Raw genomic sequence first — 18623 nt, forward strand, 5'->3', positions numbered from 1 at the left:
CTTACTTTGCAGCCGCGCCAGCGCGTGGGACACGACATTCTGCTTGCCCGCCACGGCAACAACATCAGCACCATGCGCTACGACCGCAGTAACGATCGCATCATCGCGATGCTCGACGACGGCTCCTGGGACAGCGCCCCCAACATGATCACTCCGGGACTTGATATGCCGGAGACTTTCGGCAGCGTGTTCCGTAAGGACTGGCGCTTCCTGTCCGTGGCATGCGTTGCCATGCTCACCGTCGCCGCTGTTGCCATGGGCATCAGCGTCGAGATGGCCAACCACATGTCCACCACCGAACTCCAGGCGCTGCTGGTCAGCTACCCGGCGTTTTAGCTGAGACGGGATGCGGCTCCTCAAGAGGGGTCGCGTCGTCGAAATCCAGGGCGATATTGCCTCCGGCCCTCCTGCGGCTCACCACGTAGATGGTTGCACCCACCGCAAGCCACGCTGCTCCCAGCAGATACGTGAACCAGGCGAGTGACGTCCACAGCCACGCGATGAAGGCGAATCCCAGCAGCGGCATGATCAGGTTCCGCAGCGCGCTTTGGGGACCGCGCTTACGCAAGTCAAAGAACAGCACCTTGATGGTGGCCAGGTTGACCGCGGCGAAGGCAATCAAAGCCCCGAAGTTGATCATGTAGACCGCCTGTTCCAAGGTGATGAACAAAGCAACCAGTGAGACTGCGGATACCAGCAGCGCCGCCACATGCGGCGTGCGAAAGCGCAGGTTCAGCGTGGAGAAGGCCTCGGGCAGGATGTTGTCCCGCCCCATGGCATAGATGACCCGGCTGACACTCATCTGGGCCGCCGTGCCGCAGAGAACTAGTCCGCCGAGGTTAACCACCACGAACACCACCATCAGGACATCGCCGCCGGCACGTTGCATGAGCTCCGTTCCTGCCGCATCAAGGTTCTCAATGGCCCTCCACTCGGGAGCGATGAGGCTGCCGGCTACGGAAAACAGCGCGTAACCAACACCTGCGAACAGCGTGGACAAGATAATGCCCCGCGGCACGTCCCTCTTCGGGTTGCGCGCTTCCTCGGACAGCGTGGAGACGCCGTCGAACCCCAGGAACGCAAAGGACACCATTGCAGCGGCGGCCATGACCGGCGCCAGCCCACCCTCCCCAAGAGTGAGGGGCCGGATGAGGTTCTCCACAGTCAGGTCCGGAGCGTTGAGGACCGCCAGCACGAGGAAGACAAGAATGACGACGACGGACGCCGCCACCACTACAAAGTTCATCTTCTTGATCCACGCAACACCGATCACACTGAAGAGGCCCACCGCCAGCAGACAAGCCAGGACTGCGAGCTGTGATGGTATGGCAGGCAGCAGGCTGTTGAGATAGAGGCCGAAGAGCAGGAAGTTGACCATGGGCAGGAACAGGTAGTCCAACATCATGGCCCAACCCACCATGAAGCCCACAGGCTTGCCAAAAGCCCTTGACGCGTAGGCGTACGCGCCACCGGTGACAGGAACATTGCGTGCCATTTGTCCGTAGCTATGAGCTGTAAAGAGCATGGCTACCAGGGCAGCTATGTAGGCTGCTGGAAGATGTCCATCACTGATCTCCGTACCGGGTCCGTAGACCGCCACCACGGACAAGATACCCATGGACGTTAGCCCGAAGGCGACCAATGACGGCAAGCCAAGGACCCTCTTGAGCGTTGGCCCAGAGGGCGGGATTTGGGTAGCACTTGCTGGGGTAGTGTCCATGGGCTTCTCCTCGATGCGATTCACATCACATAAATGAATGGTGATCATTAGAGTAGGCTCTCGATCGAGTTCTGTATAGATTTGGTATTCCAAAAAGCTTGTCTCGTTCTTTTGTAAGCTGATTTTCAGGCGTTTTTCCTGCAAAACTCCATCGTGGTGGCGCTTTGGTATACCGTTGAGACATTACTTAGGAGGCCCTATGACAACACATTCACCAACCCGCGAAGTAGGCCAAAGCCGTTGGTCCGGCGGCCCGTCTCTCCTCACGACGCGGGGCTTAGTGGACGCACACATTCACCCGGATAAGACCACAGTGGGTTCTGCATGGTTGCCCCGCCGATCCGCCCCCACGCTGGCCGACCTCATCGAAAACGATCTCCGTGCACAGCTCTCGTTCCAGGACAGCGTGGAGGAACGTTCCTTCGCGTTGATGAGGCAAGCTGTCCTCCAGGGGACCATGGCGATGCGGGCGCACGTTGACGTCGGTACCCAGATCGGGCTCAGGAACATTCACGGCGTCAGGGCGGCCGCGGAACGCCTTGCACCCTTCCTCGACGTCCAAATCGTCGCTTTCCCGCAGTTCGGCCTCCTCAGTAATCCGGGGACGCTCAACCTCATGGAAGCGTCATTGGCTGAGGGGGCAGACCTGGTAGGCGGCCTTGACCCTGCTTCGCTGGACGGCGATCTGGATGGCCATCTGAAGGCGGTCTTCGGACTGGCGAACAAGCATGGCAGGGACGTGGACATCCACCTCCACGACGCCGGACCGGACGGACTGGCACAATTGCGGGACATCGCACAGCGCACGCGGGCGGAAGGCATGCAGGGCCGCGTCACCATTGGACATGCTTTTGCTCTTTGCGACCCTGCGCAACCCGGGCTCGAAGCCACCCTTGATGCCATGGCCGAGGCCGGAATGTGGATGGCGACGTGTGCCCTGGGTGCCGATCCGGTCCCTGTTCTGGATGTCATGGAAAGACACGGGGTCAAAGTTGCGCTCGGCTCCGACGGAGTCCGGGACGCGTGGTCACCCTTTGGTACGGGGAGCATGATGGACCGCGCGCATCTGCTCGGATACCGCACTGGTGCTTCCACCGATGCTGAGCTGGAACGTTGCTTCAGGATCGCTACGGTTGCAGGCGCAGAGCTTGTGGGATCGGCGGCTGTTAGCGATTTCTCCGGTGCGGAATCAGGTGACCGTCTCGAATTCGCAGCAAACTCAATCCCCGAATTGGTGGTCGACCGGCCATCACCGCTGAGGGTTATCCGGGATGGGCAACAAGTGGTGATCTAGGCGGCAAGCCAGCAGTGCTAGAGCATCATGTCCTGCAACAACCACCACAGGCCGGCGATCACCACGCCACCAAACAGCGAGCCGACGATGACCTGGCCCAAGGTGTGGGCACGCAGGACCAGTCGTGACCAGCCCACTGCTGGCACCAGGAGAAGTACAGGCAGCCATGCAGGCCCAAACATGGCCACCACAATGACGGCCGCCGCGGCAAGGGCAGATGCATGCCCGCTCATCTTCCAGAAGGCGCTGACCACCGCCAGGATCCCGATACCACCGATGAGCGCGATGATCATTACCAAGACGCTGACCGGACCATTCATCAGGTGCAGCACCACCAGGCCAACCACCACCGACACCAGGGCCATCAGCAGCAGGGCCGGCCGTTGGCGCCGGTCGCTGACATGGTGGTCCGTGATCCTGCCCAATTTGACCATCACCAGCACATAGGCCAGCGGGAGGACACAAACGAACAACGCGGCCAGGAGGCCGAACCACATGGTTCCAGGAAATCCGGGCTCGATCGCGGGGCTGATCAATAACAGCCCAAACACCACAACCGGCGGCTGGAACACCTCCGTAAGGACACGGGCAACCGTGCGCCACGGCCCCGACACCAGTTGAGGGGGCACGTGCCCTGGGACGTTGGCGGCCACCTCAGCAACAGGCGCGGCGTCGGGGTAGGGCGCGGCGTCCGGGTAGGGCGCGGCGTCCGGGTAGGGCGCGGCGTCCGGGTAGGGCGCTGCAGCGTCCGCTTGAGACGCTGCACCCGGACGCGGCGAGGCGTGCCTGTCAGTCAAGCAGCAGCGCCGGTTCTTCGAGAATGGCTGCAACATCGGCCATGAACCGCGCCGACAGGTCGCCGTCCACCACGCGGTGGTCGAACGAACCGCCCAGCGTGGTGATCCAGCGGGGAATGACTTCGCCGTCCAGGACCCAGGGCTTCTGCTTGATGGTTCCGAACGCGATGATGGCAACCTCGCCCGGGTTGATGATGGGCGTTCCGGTATCAATGCCCAGTGCACCGATGTTGGTGATGGTCAGGCTTCCGCCCTGCATCTCCGCCGGCTGGGTCTTGCCTGCACGTGCCTTGGTGGCCAACTCGTTGAGCGCCAAGGCCAATTCCTTGAGCGAGAGGTCCTGGGCGTCCTTGATGTTCGGGACCATGAGGCCGCGCGGGGTGGCGGCTGCAATGCCCAGGTTCATGTAGTGCTTCACCTGGATCTCGGCGTTTCCGTTCCCGTCAGCATTGTCCACCCAAGTGGCGTTGACGCTGGGGTTGCGGGCAGCGGCCCAGATGACCGCTTTGGCCAGGATGAGCAGCGGCGAAACTTTGATGCCTTCGAAGTCGCGCGAGACCTTGAGCCGCTTGACGAACTCCATGGTGCGGCTGGCATCCACGTCCACAAAAATGCTGACGTGGGGAGCTGAGAACGCTGACTCCACCATGGCCTTGGCGGTCGCCTTGCGCACACCCTTGACGGGTAGACGCTCAACGCGCTGGTCCTGCGGTTTCTTGGACGCGCCCCAGAACGAGTCAGCCTGATCGTGTTCGGCATCGCGTTGCGCCTGGTAGCTGACCAGGTCCTCACGGGTCACCTCGCCGCGCTGGCCCGTGGCCACGACGTCGGCGAGATCGATGCCCAGATCCCGGGCGAACTTGCGAACAGGAGGCTTGGCTAGGACCTTGTTCACCAGGCCACTGATGGTGCCGCTGATGGCTGCACCCCGGGAAGCGGCCGTCGGCGTGCCCGCGGGCTGGGTTGCTGGTGCGGACGGCGCCTGGATAACCGGCGCCTGGGCGACAGGCGCTTCGGAGACAGGCGCGACGACGGTGCGTGCCGGCGTCGTGCGGTGGGAAGCCGGCGCTTCGGCCGCCTTGGCTTCAAGAACTGCCTGGTGGTCCTGAACGGTACCTTCGGCATTCTCGGCGACCGTGGCTGCCTCTACCGAACCTGCCGGCCGCTTACGCGCGCGGCGCTTGACGGCGTCGGCCTTCGGTCCCGAACCGACCAGCGGTCCACCGGCTGGACGGTTGTCATCGTGGTCGTCATCGGCGGGCAGTTTGCCGTACAGCGGCATCTCGATGGCGGGAGCTGCCGGCGCGACATCGCCTGTACCCTCTGTGCCTTCCGCGCCTTCGGCAACAGCGATGATTGCCGTGCCGACCTCCACTGTGATGCCCTCTTCCACCAGCAACTCGGTAACTGTGCCGGCGAAGGGCGACGGCAGCTCGACGAGGGACTTGGCGGTCTCGATCTCGCACAGGACATCGTTGATCGCCACAACGTCGCCGGGCTTGACCTTCCAAGCCACTACCTCGGCCTCGGTCAGGCCCTCGCCTACGTCCGGCAGGTTGAATTTCTTTACAGTCACAGTGGTCCTCGGTTTCCGGTTACCTGGCAGCGAAGCCGGGCAGGATCAGGGCGGTTTGGTAGGCCAGTGGGCGCTGGTAGGCCTCTGGGCTTTAGTAGGCCAGGGAGCGGTCGAGCGCTTCGAGGATCTTGTCGATGTCCGGCAAGTAGTCCTCTTCCACCTTGGCAACGGGATAGGGCATGTGGAATCCGCCCACACGGATCACAGGAGCTTCAAGGTGCAGGAACGCCCGCTCGCTGATACGTGCCGCGATCTCACCTCCGATGCCGCCGAAGGTGGGGGCCTCATGGGCGACGATCAGCCGGCCGGTTTTCTTGACCGAGGCTTCCACGGTGTCGAAGTCCAGGGGCGAGATGGAACGGAGGTCGATCACCTCGATGCTCCGTCCGTCCTCGGTGGCAGCGTTGGCGGCTGCCAAGGCCACGGGCACCAGCGGTCCGTAAGCCACGATGGTGGCATCGGTCCCCTCGCGCACAACGTGCGCCTTGAAGGGATCCTCCGAAAGGCCGGCATTCTCGACGTCCACTTCACCCTTGAGCCAATACCGGCGCTTGGGTTCGAAGAAGATGACAGGGTCCTGGCACTCAATGGCTTTCTGGATCATCCAGTAAGCATCGTGGGCGTTGGACGGCGAGATGATGCGCAGGCCGGCAGTGTGTGCGAACAGCGCTTCCGGAGACTCGGAGTGGTGCTCGATCGAGCCGATGCCGCCGCCGTACGGAATGCGGATGACAACAGGCACGGTGAGTTTGCCGAGGCTGCGGGCGTGGATCTTGGCAAGCTGCGTGGTGATCTGGTTGAAGGCGGGGTAGACAAAGCCATCAAACTGGATCTCGCACACCGGTGAATACCCACGCAGGGCCAAGCCGATTGCCGTACCCACAATGCCCGATTCGGCCAACGGCGTGTCCAGGACGCGTTCGTCGCCGAATTCCTTGATGAGGCCATCGGTGACGCGGTAGACGCCGCCAAGGTGGCCGATGTCCTCACCCATGAGCAGGGACTTGGGATTATCCGTCAGCGATGCGCGCAGACCCTCGTTGATGGCCTTCGCAATGGTCATGGTTACCATCAGTTAGCTGTCTCCTCATCGCTTTCGAATCCGGCCGAGTAATCCTCGAACCAGGCCAGTTCCTCCGCAATCAGAGGGTGTTGTTCGGCGTAGACGCTGGCGAACGCATCCCGGATGTCCGGAACTTCAAGGCCATGCGTGGTGCTGCGGACATACTTGGCCAGCTCATCGCCGTCGGCTTTGACCTGGTCAAAGAAAGCTTCGTCCGCAAGCCCTTCGGCGCGCAGGTAGGTCTCCAGGCGGTCCAGGGGATCCTTCTCGCGCCAGGCAGCTTCCTCAGCGGATTCGCGGTATTTGGTGGGGTCATCAGCGGTGGTGTGCGCACCCACCCGGTAGGTGTACGCCTCGATCAGCACCGGGCCGCGGCCCTCACGGGCATGCTCCAAGGCCCACTCGGTGACGGCGTGAACTGCGATGACGTCATTGCCGTCCACACGGATTCCCGGGAAGCCGTAGCCCTTGGCTCGATTGGCCAGCGGCACTTTGGTCTGGACTTCGGTGGGCACGGAAATGGCCCAGTGATTGTTCTGGCAGAAGAACACGACCGGTGCGTCGTAGGACGCTGCAAAGACCATGGACTCGTGGACGTCGCCTTCTGAGCTGGCTCCGTCACCGAAGTAAGCGATGACTGCGGCTTTGGGGTCTGTGGAGTCAGTTGCTGCGGCGAGCTTCTGGTCCCTCTGGATACCCATCGCATAGCCAACTGCGTGCAGCGTCTGGGCTGCAAGAACCAGCGTGTACAGGTGGAAGTTGTTCTCACGGGGATCCCAGCCGCCGTTGGACACGCCGCGGAACTGCTTGAGCAGTTCAGCAAGGTCCACATTGCGGACCAGCGCGACACCGTGTTCGCGGTAGGTGGGGAAGATGTAGTCCTGGGGCTGGCTTGCATGGCCGGACCCGATCTGCGCAGCTTCCTGGCCTGTCAGCGGCACCCACAGCGCCAACTCACCTTGGCGCTGCAAGGCGGTGGCTTCTTGGTCAAAACGACGGATCCTCGCCATATCTGTGTAGAAAACACGCAACTTCTCCGGATCGATGCGCTTGGCGTAATCCGAGAACTCTGGATCTGAACCCAGTTTTCCGTTAGGGCCTAGCAACTGAACCATTTCCACCGGTTCGCCTGGCGCGGCTGCTGCCGCGGAGGTTGCCGCGAGAGTGTCTTCCGTCCCGGGGGGCAGTTGTGTCGAGCCCATTCCGTCTCCTTGCTTGCCACGGCGGGTGCCGGGCAATGTCTGTCGCTGGGATATATGCCCGTTCCGGAATGTATTCCGGAACGGGCATATTATTGGCTTTCGTCCCTTACTTTATCGGCAGTAAGTTGGGTTGGCGCATTTGTTAACCGCTAGGAACCCAGCGGCGCCTTTGTATAACCTGCACAGAGTTCCAGGAATCGGGTGTTGGCCTCGACCTCACCGATGCTCACCCGAACACCCTCATTGGCGAAGGCCCGCACGGACAATGCTTGCTCTGCCGCCAAGGCCGCAAACTCGCCACTGTGCTCACCAAGATTCAGCCAAATGAAGTTGCCCTGGGCTTCAGGAACAAACCACCCAAGGTCCCGCAGACCGGCTGTGACACGGTCCCGCTCGTCCACCAGGCTTTGTACCCTTTCCACAACCTGATCGAAATTCTCGAGGGAGGTAACGGCGGCGCGTTCTGCGATTTGGGAAACTGCAAAAGGAGTGGCGGTGACGCGGAGGTGCTGCGTGAGCGCGGGGCCCGAGACACTGTATCCAACCCTCAATCCGGCCAGTCCGTGTGCCTTGGAGAAGGTCCTCAGTACCACCACATTGGGATAATCGCGGTACAACTTGATGCCGTCCACCGCGTCTGCATCCCGAACGAACTCCTGATACGCCTCATCGATGACCACCACCACGTGTGGGGGTACAGACTGGATGAAGCGCTCAGTTTCTTCTGCCGTGAGGATGGGCCCTGTGGGGTTGTTCGGGGTGCACAGGAGGATGACCTTGGTGCGGACAGTGACGGCCGAGGCCATGGTCTCGAGGTCGTGCCGTCCGTCGGCCAGCAACGGGATCTGGACACTGGCGGCACCTGCAAGGCCGACACAGATGGGGTATGCCTCGAAAGAACGCCAGGCGTAGATGACCTCGTCCTGCTTGCCGTCGTCGTTCTGCCCGGCAAACGTTGCGAGAATCTGGTTCAGCGCTCCAAGGCTGCCCGCACCAGTGACGACATCGTCGGCGGGGACACCAAGGAAGCCGGCAAGCGCGGTTCGCAACTTGGTGGCGAGTGGATCCGGGTAACGGTTGATATCGGACTGGTCAGCAATTGCCTGCAACACTGCAGGAATCGGAGGCAGCGGGTTTTCGTTGGACGACAATTTGTAGCTGGTGAGGCCCTCAATCGCAGCGGGGGGTTTACCTGCCGCGTACTTCGGTAGCCTGTCCACGACCGGTCGAGGGAGTACGCCCTCCGGTGCGTTGTCAGTAGTAGTCATGGCTTCAAGCCTACTTGGCTGCTTATGGCTAATGCTGAGCTGATTAACAGCTCCGTGTGAAAGCATGGGCCCATGGGTTCATTCATCATTCGCGTCCTCATTAATGGGCTTGCCCTGTGGGTGGCCACCTGGCTCCTGCAAGGCATGGATATCACCACAAGTGCCACCGAGACAGCCGCCACCAATGCAGGACTCACCCAGGGCGCAGACACCGCCGGCATCATCCTGGCGTACTTGTTCATAGGACTGATTTTTGGTGTAGTGAACGCAGTCGTCCGCCCTCTGGTCAGGCTGCTGTCCCTTCCGGTAACCATCCTCACGCTTGGTCTGTTCACCATCGTGATAAACGCGGCGATGCTGTACCTCACTGCCTGGCTGAGCTCTTTCACGCCGGTGCACCTCACCCTCGACTCGTTCTTCTGGACAGCCATTCTGGCCTCGCTCATCATCAGCATCATTTCGATGGTGGCGGGCCTGATACCTGGAGCCCGCAAGCGGTAGGAGCAGCGCACCTACCGCGTTCCGGCCCCCTTCCTCGTGTCCTGGACTGTCGGCGGCGAATCCGGCTTCACCGCCAACGGCAAAACTGCCAACCGCGAGACCGGCATCGGAGCCCTTTCCATCTTGAACCGCGTCACTCTTGCTACCCCACCGGCCCCCACAACCCCCCCGAATACGGCGGTCGAAGCGACCAGTGACTCGTCGTGGCTCGCGGCAACCAACTCTGCACCTGCCGCGTAATTCTCCTGATCGTGTCCCGGGCCAAGGCCAGAGTCCTGGCCTTCGGGCGTCCTGACCTCGTCTGTCAGCGACACCGTCACCCTGTCTTTCGTATCGGCGTTTACTTGGCCGTCTATTCCCGGGACCCAGTCCTGCACATGCTCCAGGTGGAGTGAGGTAATGCCTGGCTCGGGGGTAATGCCGCCGACAGGGGCTCCGGCTGTCAACACGTATTTGAGGTCGAACTCGCTGAGAAAGGCCTGGTTCCGACTGAGGTTCATGGCGTGTATACCGCCTTGGCTGTGCCCCACCGCTACGACGTGGTCTCCGGCTTCTGCTCCGGCTTCGCGGAGGGCTTGGCCAACAGCCGGGATCACTTCCTCCGAATCGTAGGCAACAGCCTCGCCGATTCCTTGAATATCGAGCGGGTTCGTATTGGGTGAGTTGGGTTGGGTTCCAGGTATCAGCACCATCCAGGACGACGTGCCGTCCTGTTCGAACTGGATGACCTCGATCTCGCCGTCATTCCGGGCGTGAAGCCTCTCGAGCCGGCGAAGGCTTTCTGCCATTGAAGGCTCCACATGTTCTACTGCTTGCTCAACTTTTCCGACCCTGACGTCTCTGGGTTGAAGGACTTCCAGGAGCGGCGACTCCAGAATTCCGTGAAGGGTATCCCTCGTGTTCGTCCAAGGTGGAACCACGACACCCCTGAGGACGTTGTGCGTCATGTCGCGGCCAGGGAACCAGCCTGTTCCGGAGACCCTTAGCTCATCGAGACGCAGTTGCTGCCGGAAGCCGTTGCCTGCTTCCATTACCTCGTAATCCCGGTGGCTGGCCCGAACACCCGCGCTGACCTCAATCAACTCCTGACGCACTTGCGCCACGTCCCTCCTGCTCCCGGCAATGGCGTCGGCGGCACTGCGGCCCGAGTCGAGGGACTCGTATAGATACGGTTCCAGATCGTCTTGGACCCGACGTGCCTCGTCTTCGATACCAAGGAGCTGTTGGACTACGTCATCGAGTTGGGTTGCGCCCCGCAGAAGTTCCTCCAACTGGAAAGACATCCCTCCCACCCCGCCCCGTATGGTGAGAATTCCGTCCGGCGCCGGTGGTAAGGGTCGTGGCGCTTCCCCGGCTCCCACTGGAGCTGAATCGGCCATTACCGGCCCCTCTCACCGGAAACTGAAACGTTTTGGGAATGACGCAACACCAAGGCAGCTGCGGCGTCCATGGCCTCACGGGCACGCATCAGCGCTGAAGCATGCAGGGCAACGGTTGTCCGGTAGGCGCGTCCGGCGGGAGACTGCCAGTCATCCATTTGGGTTCTTCGCAAGGACGTCAGAACAGCATCCACTTGGTCCACGCACGTCTTGAGGCGCCAAGCGAGCCGTTGGACTTCGTGGCTTCTGGACGCACACTCCAGGGGGTCAAAAGTGGGCGGGTTGGCTGCAGGCATCAAGCCGACGCTCATGTCCGTATACTCCATTGATTGTTCTGCTGATCGGTAGGTTCGACGCTACGGAGTGCCAGAGCCCGACGAAAGCGCCGACGTTGCGTATGTGGATAACCCGGGGGTCGTCCACATAGCGTCGTCACCGACTCGGGCACCATTGCGGAACATGAAAGAATAGGGACCATGGCTGAATCCCCTCGCGTGTCCCTCGCTTCCGAACCCCTCGCCCTTGGCGCCCTTGACGGCCGCTACCGTGCCGCCGTCGCGCCCCTCGTGGATTATTTGTCCGAGGCTGCACTTAACCGCGATCGCGTTCACGTCGAGGTCGAGTGGCTCATCCACCTGACCAGCCAGTCAGTACTGCCAGGTGCCGGTCCTCTCTCCGACGAGCAGATCGCGCAATTGCGTGCCATCGTTACCGATTTCAATGCCGAATCGGTCAACGAACTCGCCGAGATCGAGGCTGTCACTGTCCACGACGTCAAGGCCGTGGAGTACTACATCGGCCGCCGCCTGCCCGCCATTGGCATCGAGAACCTCACCGCCATGGTGCACTTTGGCTGCACCTCGGAAGACATCAACAACCTCTCCTATGCTGTCGGCATCAAGGGCGCAGTGGAGAACGTGTGGCTCCCGAACGCCGCCGCCCTCGTCCAGCAGATCGAGGCCATGGCGGAAGAGAACCGCGCTGTGCCCATGCTGTCCCGCACCCATGGCCAGCCCGCCACCCCCACCACACTCGGCAAGGAACTGGCGGTCATCGCCCACCGCCTGAACCGCCAGCTTGCACGCATAGCCAAGACCGAGTTCCTGGGCAAGATCAACGGCGCCACCGGCACCTACGCCGCACACGTCGCGTCGGTCCCGAATGCTGACTGGGAAGCCGTCGCCAGGACGTTCGTTGAAGGCCTGGGCCTCACTTGGAACCCACTCACCACCCAGATCGAAAGCCACGACTGGCAGGCCGAGCTCTACGCCGACATCGCCCGCTTCAACCGCATCCTGCACAACGTTTGCACGGACATTTGGAGCTACATCTCAATCGGCTACTTCCGCCAGATCCCGGTTGCCGGCGCCACCGGTTCCTCCACGATGCCGCACAAGGTCAACCCGATCCGTTTCGAGAACGCGGAAGCCAACCTTGAAATCTCCAACGGTCTCCTGGACACCCTAGGTGCCACGCTGGTGACCTCCCGCTGGCAGCGCGACCTGACGGATTCCTCATCGCAGCGCAACATCGGTGTTGCCTTCGGCCACTCGCTGCTGGCCATCTCCAACGTCGCCAAGGGCCTCAAAGCCCTCGACGTCGCCGAGGAAGTCCTCGCAGGCGACCTCGACGCCAACTGGGAAGTCCTGGGTGAAGCCATCCAGATGGTCATGCGCGCAGAGGCCATTGCCGGCGTCGAAGGCATGGAAAACCCGTACGAACGGCTGAAGGACCTCACCCGCGGCCAGCGAGTGGACGGTGCCCGAATGCAGGAATTCGTGCAGGGACTTGGCCTCTCCTCCGACGCCGAGGCACGCCTGCTCGCCCTGACCCCGGGCAAGTACACGGGCATCGCCGACAAGTTGGTGGACCACCTGCAATAAGAACAGACGCACGACGACGGCGGGCCGGGGCTTGGTGCCTCGGCCCGCCGTCGGCGTTAATCGTGCTTTCTGCCAGCTTCTCCCCCGGGATCGAGCGCGGAATTCCGGGCCACGGCGTGTCGGGTCCTTCCGGTGCTTGAGTGGCTGATTGGCTGGGAAGACTGGAGGAAACTCGCGGTGCAGCCAGTGGAAACCAGCACAGCCGGCGCAGCCAGTGCGGCGGTTCATGTGACCGCGCGACCCTCTCTGGAAAAGGATCAGTGACGACGTAAGGAGCGGAGCACTTATGAAGCTCCTGTTGATCAGGCACGGACAAACGCCCGGAAATGTTGCCGGCCAACTGGACACAGCTTTTCCAGGACCGGGACTGACAGAACTCGGTGAGCGCCAAGCAGCGGCCCTCCCGGATGCGCTGGCGGACGATGCCATCGAGGTGCTCTACACCTCCACGCTGCTGCGCACCCAACGGACTGTCGCTCCTTTGGCGAAGGCCACAGGCTTGAAGCCAGCCATTCTGGAGGGGGTCCACGAGATTGAGGCGGGCGCCTTGGAGAAGAAAACAGACCATGAGTCGCACCTCCGCTACATGAGCACAGTCTTTGCCTGGACGGACGGCGACTTGGACGTCCGGATGCCGGGCGCTTTCACTGGACATGACTTCTTCGCCCGGTTCGATGCGTCCGTGGAGGAAGTTGCGGCCGCTGGACACTCCACGGCCGCGATCGTCAGCCATGGTGCCGCGATCCGCTGCTGGGCGGGACGCCGGGCGACGGACATCGACACTGTTTTCGCTCAAACCCATCAACTCCCGAATACCGGAATCGTGGCTCTCGAAGGCGACCCCCGGAATGGCTGGAAAGTGCTGCACTGGGACCAGATCCCCGTGGGCGGAATGGCCTTGGCCGACCGAACCGCGGAGGATCCCACGGGCGAGGCCCGTCAGCCCTGATCGGCGCGAGTCCGCTGCGGGCGGATTCTGATTCTTGGCGTTGTGAGGCCGGCTCTGCACCCCATAACGCCTCCGGAGTGCGCAGAGCGGGCCCCACAATGCGGGAGAGGCCGGCAATTCTCCGGACGCTTACGCGCAGGAAACACCGCGGTAACCACAGCTCCCTAGGCTTGAGAGGCATAGACACCTCCCCGAAAACCGGCGAAAAGAGGCAAGATGCAGACCAACCCACGGCTCAACATCCGGCAGGTCACATGGGCCAACCCCGTGGGTGCTGACCTCCGGGCCGCACAGCAGGCTGAACTCGATGCCCGGTTCGGCAGCACGGACCATGAGCCGGGGCCTCCGCCGTCGGAAGCAGATACCGCCGTATTTGTTGTGGCGTACGAGAAATGCTCAGGTCAACCGCTGGGGTGCGGCGGACTCAGGATGCTCGACGAGAAGACTGCGGAGATCAAGAGGCTGTACGTGGTTCCCTATGCCCGTGGTTCGGGAGTCGCGAGCTCCATCCTTGCCGCGCTGGAAGCCCAAGCGCATTCCCACGGGTTCAGTGTCATCGCAGCGGAGGCGGGTTCGGCCCAGTCTGACGGTCGAAGCTTCTACGAGAGCGCCGGTTTTGCAGCGGTACCGAATTTTGGCCCATATGTTGGCGTCACCGAATCGTATTGCTACTCCAAGAGGATCGACTCCCACAGCGCTTCGCATACCGCCATGGCGTAGCAAGGCCGGCGTGGCTGGAGTGGGGGTGTACGGGGTTGCGAATTCCGCGCCGGGACGCCCCCACTGGGCGTTGTGAACACCGCAGCGTCGGAGCCGGGCGGCGGTCCTGCGTCGCAACACCAAGCGGCGGCCGCCGCAGTTCGATAATCTCGGATTATGGAAAAAGCAGACATCACCTTTCGCACCCGCAAATGGGTGCGGTCTGAGGACCTGAACGCCAACGGCACACTCTTTGGTGGCAGCCTGCTGAAGTGGATCGATGAAGAGGCAGCGATCTACGCCATCCTCCAGCTTGGCAACGGCCGGGCCGTAACCAAGTACATCTCCGAGATCAACTTTGTGAGCTCGGCTGTGCAGGGCGACCTGATCGAGATGGGGCTGACGGCCAAGCGCTTCGGCCGCACCTCCCTGACCATGCGCGCCGAAGTGCGCAACATGATCACCCGCCAGGCCATCCTGACCATCGAGGAAATAGTCTTCGTGAACCTGGGCACCGACGGACGGCCGCAGCCGCACGGCTACACGGAAATCACCTACGACCGGGACCGCATCCCCACGCATCACCTGACGGAAACGCTCGACGAGGACTGACCCGACCGGCCTCACCCCGGACTACATCCGCCGCGCAGCGCGTGGCATCCGCGGGCAGACCAGGACCCGCTGGGTGCCCACCCGTTGAACCCGGCCCAGCAGCAGGGTAGAACGGAGGAATGAGCGACGTGAACTCTTGGATGGACCAGTACGAACGGGCGTGGACCTCGAATGACCCTGAGGAAATCAGGGCACTTTTCACCGAGGACGCCGTCTACAACGACCGCCCCAACACGGCGAAACCATGGAACGGCCACGAGGAAATCGTGAAGGCGTGGGCCGACGCCGGCGACAAGCCTGAGGACTGGACCTTCGAATGGACGCTCCTGGGCAAGGACGGCGACACGGCCTTCGTCCAAGGCCTGACCACGTACCTGAACGGCGCCCCCACCTACGACAACCTGTGGGTCATCCGCTTCGCTGAGGATGGCCGCGCCCGCGAATTCACTGAATGGTTCATGGCGCGGAAGTAGCCTTCCACGGTTCAGCGGGCGACGATCAGCACATTCTCGTGAATCTGCTTCCAGCCCTCATACTTCGGTTGGCTGGCGTCGACGCCGTCCCTGATGAACTTCGTCGTGGACCCGTCAACGCCAGTCAGGGCAAGGATCTCCTCGTCCGTCGCCGCTCCGCCGCAGGCAGCACGCCACCGTTCCGGGACAGCTTCGGGGGCCACGATCAAGCAGACGGTCCCTGCAGTGGAACCACGGGCTGCGAAGTACCTCACGCCGTCGTCGGTTGCCAGCAACCGGACTGTCCCGGCGTCGACGTTCAGATCCACGCCTGTAAGGCTCATGGACTCCGGAAGCTTGTCCTCCGCCGTCGCTTCCCTGTCCAGCGCTTTCAGCCCCGCCGGCGCCGAGCAGCCGGCAAGTCCAATACCGGCTGCAACAGCAAGCACGGCTAAGACACGACGATTCATGGCTCTGCCCCCTCAGGCTCTCGTTCCGTCGAGCCTAACCCAATGGGGACGGTCAGTAGCTTTCGCGGTCAGCCGTTTCGGACACAGGAATGAACGTGGACGCGAACGCTTCCGACGCGCGGGCCAGCACAGCAACATCGGCGCCGACCAGCACAAAGGAGGCACCGGCGTCGAGATACGCCCGCGCGGTTGACTCGTTGAAGGCGTTAACGCCAGCCGGTTTACCGGCCGCCTTCGCGGCTTCGAGGCAATGCTCGACGACGGCCCTCACCAAGGGATTTTCCTGCTGTCCCAGCAGGCCCATGGAGGCGGCGAGGTCCGACGGACCCAGGAAGATGCCATCCACGCCGTCGACGGCCAGGATCTCTTCCACCGCCGACGCCGCAGCCTCGGATTCGATTTGGACCGTGAGGCTGATGGATTCCGACGCCGACGCCAAATAGTCGGGGACCCGGTTCCAGCGCGAAGCCCGGGCGAGTGCCGAGCCAACACCGCGGACACCATGCGGCGGATAGCGGACAGCGGCGACGGCGGACGCGGCCTCGAAAGCCGAGTTCACCATGGGAATGAGGAGGTTTTGCACGCCGAGGTCAAGGTATTGCTTGATGCCCACGGTGTCATTGACGGGTGGCCGGACCATGGCCTGCACTGGGTATCCGCTCACGGCATGAAGCTGGGCAAGGATGGATTCCAGTCCGTTGGGGCTGTGCTCTGCGTCGATCAGGACCCAGTCCAGGCCGGAACCGGCGCAAATTTCCGCAACCAAGGGACTACCGGAACAAACCCACATGCCGGCCAACGGACGGCCAGCCTCGGAGAGGGCCGAATAGAAGGTGGGGCTCAGCTGAAGTGACATGTCACAACTCCCGACGGTCCGTAGTCAGCGTGCACGGTATCACCTTTGTACACCCAGAGTGGGCGCGTAAACGAGCCCGCCAGGATGATATCTCCGGCCTTCATGGAATCCCCGTGCGCGGCGATCTTGTTGGCCAGCCAGTGCACGCCGTTGGCCGGATGATCCAGCACCCCGGCGGCCACTCCGGTCTCCTCCACGGTCTGGTTTTTGTACAGGATGGCGGACACCCAACGGAGGTCGACCGCGTCGGGCCGAACCGGGCGGCCACCCACCACCATGGCACCCATCGCGGCATTGTCCGAGATGGTGTCCACGATGGTCCGGCCCTCCATTTCGATCCTGGAGTCCAGGATCTCGAGGGCCGGAACCACGTAGTCGGTGGCGTTGAGGACATCGAAAATCGTGCAGCCGGGCCCTTTGAGGCCGGACTTCAACACGAAGGCCAGTTCCACCTCAACCCGGGGATGGGTGTACTTGTCCCACTCCACGGAACAGCCGGTTTCCAGGACCATGTCATCGAAAATGGCACCATAATCCGGCTCGGTGATGCCCGTGGCGGCCTGCATGGCCTTGGACGTGAGGCCGATCTTGCGCCCCACCAACGTGCGCCCCGCTTCCTCGTTCCGCCGCATCCACAGCTGCTGCACGGCGTAGGAGTCCTCCACCGTCATGTCGGGGTAGCGCGCGGTCAGGCGCGGGACCGGTTTACGGTTCCGGCCGGCTTCGAGGAGCTCGTCGGCAATGGCTTCGATCGTCTTCGCGTCCAGCATGGTTTAGACCTGGGCTCCCAGCTTGAAGCCCTCCGCCGTATCTGAAGCGCCCTCGGGTCGGGTGTAGGAGAAGCCGTCGGCGCCGACGGTGACAGCCATCTCAGAAGTATCAGTCCGCTCGATGATGGGCTGCGGGTTGCCGTCGAGGTCCAGGACCAAGGAGGCCTCGGTGTACCAGGACGGGACGACGGGGTTGCCCCACCAGTCGCGGCGCTGGTTGTCGTGGACATCCCAGGTGACGGTGGGGTTGTCCGGGTCGCCGGTGTAGTAGTCCTGGGTGTAGATCTCCACGCGGTGGCCGTCCGGGTCCAGGATGTAGAGGTAGAACGCGTTGGACACACCGTGGCGTCCGGGTCCACGTTCGATCCTGTCGGAGATGCGCAGGGCACCCATCTTGTCGCAGATCTGGATGATGTTGTGCTTCTCATGCGTGGAGAAGGCGATGTGATGCAGGCGGGGTCCGTTGCCACCGGTCAGGGCGGTGTCGTGCACGGTCTGCTTGCGGTGCATCCACGCGGCGTACGTGACGCCGTCGGAATCCTTGATGTCTTCCGAGACGCGGAAGCCCAGGTCCTCCAGGTACTTGCGGCCGCGTGGGACGTCCGGGGTGACCTGGTTGAAGTGGTCCAGGCGGACCAGCTCACCGGCGGAGTAGAGGTCGTAGCGCTGAGTGAGGCGTTCGACGTGCTCCACGTCGTAGAAGAACTCGTACGGGAAGCCCAGCGGGTCCTCCACTCGGACGGAGTCGCCCACGCCCTTGGTGAAACCTTCCTGGCGGCGCTCCACCCGGCAGCCCAGTTCGCGGTAGTAGGCCTCGGCGGCGTCCACCTCCGCCGGGGACTTTACGCGGTAGGCGAAGGCTGCAGCGGCTGCGACCGGGCCCTTGCGGAGGACCAGGTTGTGGTGGATGAACTCCTCGAAGGAGCGCAGGTAGATGGTGTTCTCGTCCTCTTCGGTGACGTGCAGGCCGAGGAGGTCCACGTAGAACGCGCGGGACTTGGCCAGGTCCGTGACCACCAGTTCCAGGTAGGCGCAGCGGACGATGTCCGGTGCCGGGACTGTGGGGGTGGGGATGGGGCCGGTGAAGTTGCTCATGGGATTCTCTCTTCGTTGAAAGGTCTGGTGGGAAGCG

Annotated in this window: 20 protein-coding genes; 8 read left to right on the forward strand and 12 right to left on the reverse strand. The window is 62.6% G+C overall.

Going from position 1 to position 18623, the window contains the following annotated elements; translation table 11 throughout:
* Window positions 1–24 precede the first annotated feature (24 nt).
* Window positions 25–336, forward strand: coding sequence for a hypothetical protein (locus QEH68_RS19675; RefSeq protein WP_207597674.1), 312 nt, complete (start codon window positions 25–27; stop codon window positions 334–336).
* On the opposite strand, the gene QEH68_RS19680 is transcribed toward QEH68_RS19675, so the two are convergent.
* Complete coding sequence (locus tag QEH68_RS19680; RefSeq protein ID WP_280624416.1) at window positions 317–1720, reverse strand: APC family permease; 1404 nt, start codon at window positions 1718–1720, stop codon at window positions 317–319. The genes QEH68_RS19675 and QEH68_RS19680 overlap by 20 nt on opposite strands.
* A gap of 199 nt (window positions 1721–1919) precedes the next feature.
* On the opposite strand from QEH68_RS19680, the gene QEH68_RS19685 reads away from it, so the two are divergent.
* Window positions 1920–3014, forward strand: coding sequence for an amidohydrolase family protein (locus QEH68_RS19685; RefSeq protein WP_207595348.1), 1095 nt, complete (start codon window positions 1920–1922; stop codon window positions 3012–3014).
* 17 nt (window positions 3015–3031) lie between these two features.
* Here the strand turns inward: QEH68_RS19685 and QEH68_RS19690 are convergent, their stop codons facing one another.
* The 5 genes from QEH68_RS19690 to QEH68_RS19710 form a co-directional block, all read right to left on the reverse strand.
* Window positions 3032–3628, reverse strand: coding sequence for a phosphatidic acid phosphatase (locus tag QEH68_RS19690; protein ID WP_337341126.1), 597 nt, complete (start codon window positions 3626–3628; stop codon window positions 3032–3034).
* Between the two features lie 175 nt (window positions 3629–3803).
* Window positions 3804–5387, reverse strand: a complete 1584-nt coding sequence (locus QEH68_RS19695; protein WP_280624419.1) for a 2-oxo acid dehydrogenase subunit E2 — start codon at window positions 5385–5387, stop codon at window positions 3804–3806.
* Between the two features lie 91 nt (window positions 5388–5478).
* Entirely contained in the window at window positions 5479–6459 is a 981-nt protein-coding gene (locus QEH68_RS19700; protein ID WP_207595350.1) for an alpha-ketoacid dehydrogenase subunit beta, read from the reverse strand.
* Window positions 6459–7652: a pyruvate dehydrogenase (acetyl-transferring) E1 component subunit alpha gene (gene pdhA, locus QEH68_RS19705; protein ID WP_280624422.1), complete on the reverse strand. Its 1194-nt coding sequence runs from the start codon at window positions 7650–7652 to the stop codon at window positions 6459–6461. Before pdhA ends, QEH68_RS19700 begins: the two co-directional genes overlap by 1 nt.
* Before the next feature lie 149 nt (window positions 7653–7801).
* Complete coding sequence (locus QEH68_RS19710; protein ID WP_280624424.1) at window positions 7802–8920, reverse strand: histidinol-phosphate transaminase; 1119 nt, start codon at window positions 8918–8920, stop codon at window positions 7802–7804.
* Window positions 8921–8992: 72 nt separating this feature from the next.
* Between QEH68_RS19710 and QEH68_RS19715 the strand changes: the two genes are divergently transcribed.
* A complete protein-coding gene (locus QEH68_RS19715; RefSeq protein WP_207595353.1) occupies window positions 8993–9421 on the forward strand; it encodes a phage holin family protein in 429 nt (142 codons plus the stop codon).
* Between the two features lie 11 nt (window positions 9422–9432).
* Here the strand turns inward: QEH68_RS19715 and QEH68_RS19720 are convergent, their stop codons facing one another.
* Both QEH68_RS19720 and QEH68_RS19725 read right to left on the reverse strand, forming a co-directional pair.
* Window positions 9433–10704 (reverse strand): hypothetical protein, encoded by a 1272-nt coding sequence (locus QEH68_RS19720; protein WP_280624428.1) that lies wholly within the window; start codon window positions 10702–10704, stop codon window positions 9433–9435.
* A 95-nt stretch (window positions 10705–10799) separates the two neighbouring features.
* On the reverse strand, window positions 10800–11111 hold the full coding sequence (locus tag QEH68_RS19725) for a hypothetical protein (RefSeq protein WP_280624430.1): 312 nt from the start codon (window positions 11109–11111) through the stop codon (window positions 10800–10802).
* A gap of 165 nt (window positions 11112–11276) precedes the next feature.
* On the opposite strand from QEH68_RS19725, the gene purB reads away from it, so the two are divergent.
* The 5 genes from purB (at window position 11277) to QEH68_RS19750 (ending at window position 15416) form a co-directional block, all read left to right on the forward strand.
* A complete protein-coding gene (gene purB / locus QEH68_RS19730; protein WP_280624432.1) occupies window positions 11277–12683 on the forward strand; it encodes an adenylosuccinate lyase in 1407 nt (468 codons plus the stop codon).
* A 286-nt stretch (window positions 12684–12969) separates the two neighbouring features.
* A complete protein-coding gene (locus QEH68_RS19735; protein WP_280624435.1) occupies window positions 12970–13632 on the forward strand; it encodes a histidine phosphatase family protein in 663 nt (220 codons plus the stop codon).
* 216 nt (window positions 13633–13848) lie between these two features.
* On the forward strand, window positions 13849–14352 hold the full coding sequence (locus QEH68_RS19740) for a GNAT family N-acetyltransferase (protein ID WP_089596605.1): 504 nt from the start codon (window positions 13849–13851) through the stop codon (window positions 14350–14352).
* A gap of 156 nt (window positions 14353–14508) precedes the next feature.
* Entirely contained in the window at window positions 14509–14943 is a 435-nt protein-coding gene (locus QEH68_RS19745; protein ID WP_280624439.1) for a hotdog domain-containing protein, read from the forward strand.
* 119 nt (window positions 14944–15062) lie between these two features.
* Window positions 15063–15416: a nuclear transport factor 2 family protein gene (locus tag QEH68_RS19750; RefSeq protein ID WP_280624441.1), complete on the forward strand. Its 354-nt coding sequence runs from the start codon at window positions 15063–15065 to the stop codon at window positions 15414–15416.
* 11 nt (window positions 15417–15427) lie between these two features.
* Here the strand turns inward: QEH68_RS19750 and QEH68_RS19755 are convergent, their stop codons facing one another.
* Genes QEH68_RS19755 through hpaD form a run of 4 tightly spaced genes read right to left on the reverse strand, consistent with a single transcriptional unit; the run spans window position 15428 to window position 18586 of the window.
* Window positions 15428–15865, reverse strand: a complete 438-nt coding sequence (locus QEH68_RS19755) for a hypothetical protein (RefSeq protein ID WP_280624443.1) — start codon at window positions 15863–15865, stop codon at window positions 15428–15430.
* Window positions 15866–15917: 52 nt separating this feature from the next.
* Window positions 15918–16721, reverse strand: a complete 804-nt coding sequence (locus QEH68_RS19760) for an HpcH/HpaI aldolase/citrate lyase family protein (RefSeq protein ID WP_280624445.1) — start codon at window positions 16719–16721, stop codon at window positions 15918–15920.
* A complete protein-coding gene (gene hpaH, locus QEH68_RS19765) occupies window positions 16706–17491 on the reverse strand; it encodes a 2-oxo-hept-4-ene-1,7-dioate hydratase (RefSeq protein ID WP_280624447.1) in 786 nt (261 codons plus the stop codon). Before hpaH ends, QEH68_RS19760 begins: the two co-directional genes overlap by 16 nt.
* Before the next feature lie 3 nt (window positions 17492–17494).
* The gene (hpaD, locus tag QEH68_RS19770) at window positions 17495–18586 is read right to left on the reverse strand and encodes a 3,4-dihydroxyphenylacetate 2,3-dioxygenase (RefSeq protein WP_280624449.1); all 1092 of its coding nucleotides are present in this window, start codon (window positions 18584–18586) and stop codon (window positions 17495–17497) included.
* Window positions 18587–18623 lie beyond the last annotated feature (37 nt).

The organism is Paenarthrobacter sp. OM7, assembly GCF_029873575.1.
Classification (GTDB): domain Bacteria; phylum Actinomycetota; class Actinomycetes; order Actinomycetales; family Micrococcaceae; genus Arthrobacter.

Coding starts and splice junctions, on each gene's coding strand:
- QEH68_RS19710 (WP_280624424.1), bottom strand. CDS start 8,920: ATGACTACTACTGACAACGCACCGGAGGGCGTACTCCCTCGACCGGTC.
- QEH68_RS19725 (WP_280624430.1), bottom strand. CDS start 11,111: ATGAGCGTCGGCTTGATGCCTGCAGCCAACCCGCCCACTTTTGACCCC.
- hpaH (WP_280624447.1), bottom strand. CDS start 17,491: ATGCTGGACGCGAAGACGATCGAAGCCATTGCCGACGAGCTCCTCGAA.
- hpaD (WP_280624449.1), bottom strand. CDS start 18,586: ATGAGCAACTTCACCGGCCCCATCCCCACCCCCACAGTCCCGGCACCG.
- QEH68_RS19700 (WP_207595350.1), bottom strand. CDS start 6,459: ATGGTAACCATGACCATTGCGAAGGCCATCAACGAGGGTCTGCGCGCA.
- QEH68_RS19750 (WP_280624441.1), top strand. CDS start 15,063: ATGAGCGACGTGAACTCTTGGATGGACCAGTACGAACGGGCGTGGACC.
- QEH68_RS19680 (WP_280624416.1), bottom strand. CDS start 1,720: ATGGACACTACCCCAGCAAGTGCTACCCAAATCCCGCCCTCTGGGCCA.
- QEH68_RS19760 (WP_280624445.1), bottom strand. CDS start 16,721: ATGTCACTTCAGCTGAGCCCCACCTTCTATTCGGCCCTCTCCGAGGCT.
- QEH68_RS19685 (WP_207595348.1), top strand. CDS start 1,920: ATGACAACACATTCACCAACCCGCGAAGTAGGCCAAAGCCGTTGGTCC.
- pdhA (WP_280624422.1), bottom strand. CDS start 7,652: ATGGGCTCGACACAACTGCCCCCCGGGACGGAAGACACTCTCGCGGCA.
- QEH68_RS19740 (WP_089596605.1), top strand. CDS start 13,849: ATGCAGACCAACCCACGGCTCAACATCCGGCAGGTCACATGGGCCAAC.
- QEH68_RS19745 (WP_280624439.1), top strand. CDS start 14,509: ATGGAAAAAGCAGACATCACCTTTCGCACCCGCAAATGGGTGCGGTCT.
- QEH68_RS19715 (WP_207595353.1), top strand. CDS start 8,993: ATGGGTTCATTCATCATTCGCGTCCTCATTAATGGGCTTGCCCTGTGG.
- QEH68_RS19755 (WP_280624443.1), bottom strand. CDS start 15,865: ATGAATCGTCGTGTCTTAGCCGTGCTTGCTGTTGCAGCCGGTATTGGA.
- QEH68_RS19720 (WP_280624428.1), bottom strand. CDS start 10,704: ATGTCTTTCCAGTTGGAGGAACTTCTGCGGGGCGCAACCCAACTCGAT.
- purB (WP_280624432.1), top strand. CDS start 11,277: ATGGCTGAATCCCCTCGCGTGTCCCTCGCTTCCGAACCCCTCGCCCTT.
- QEH68_RS19735 (WP_280624435.1), top strand. CDS start 12,970: ATGAAGCTCCTGTTGATCAGGCACGGACAAACGCCCGGAAATGTTGCC.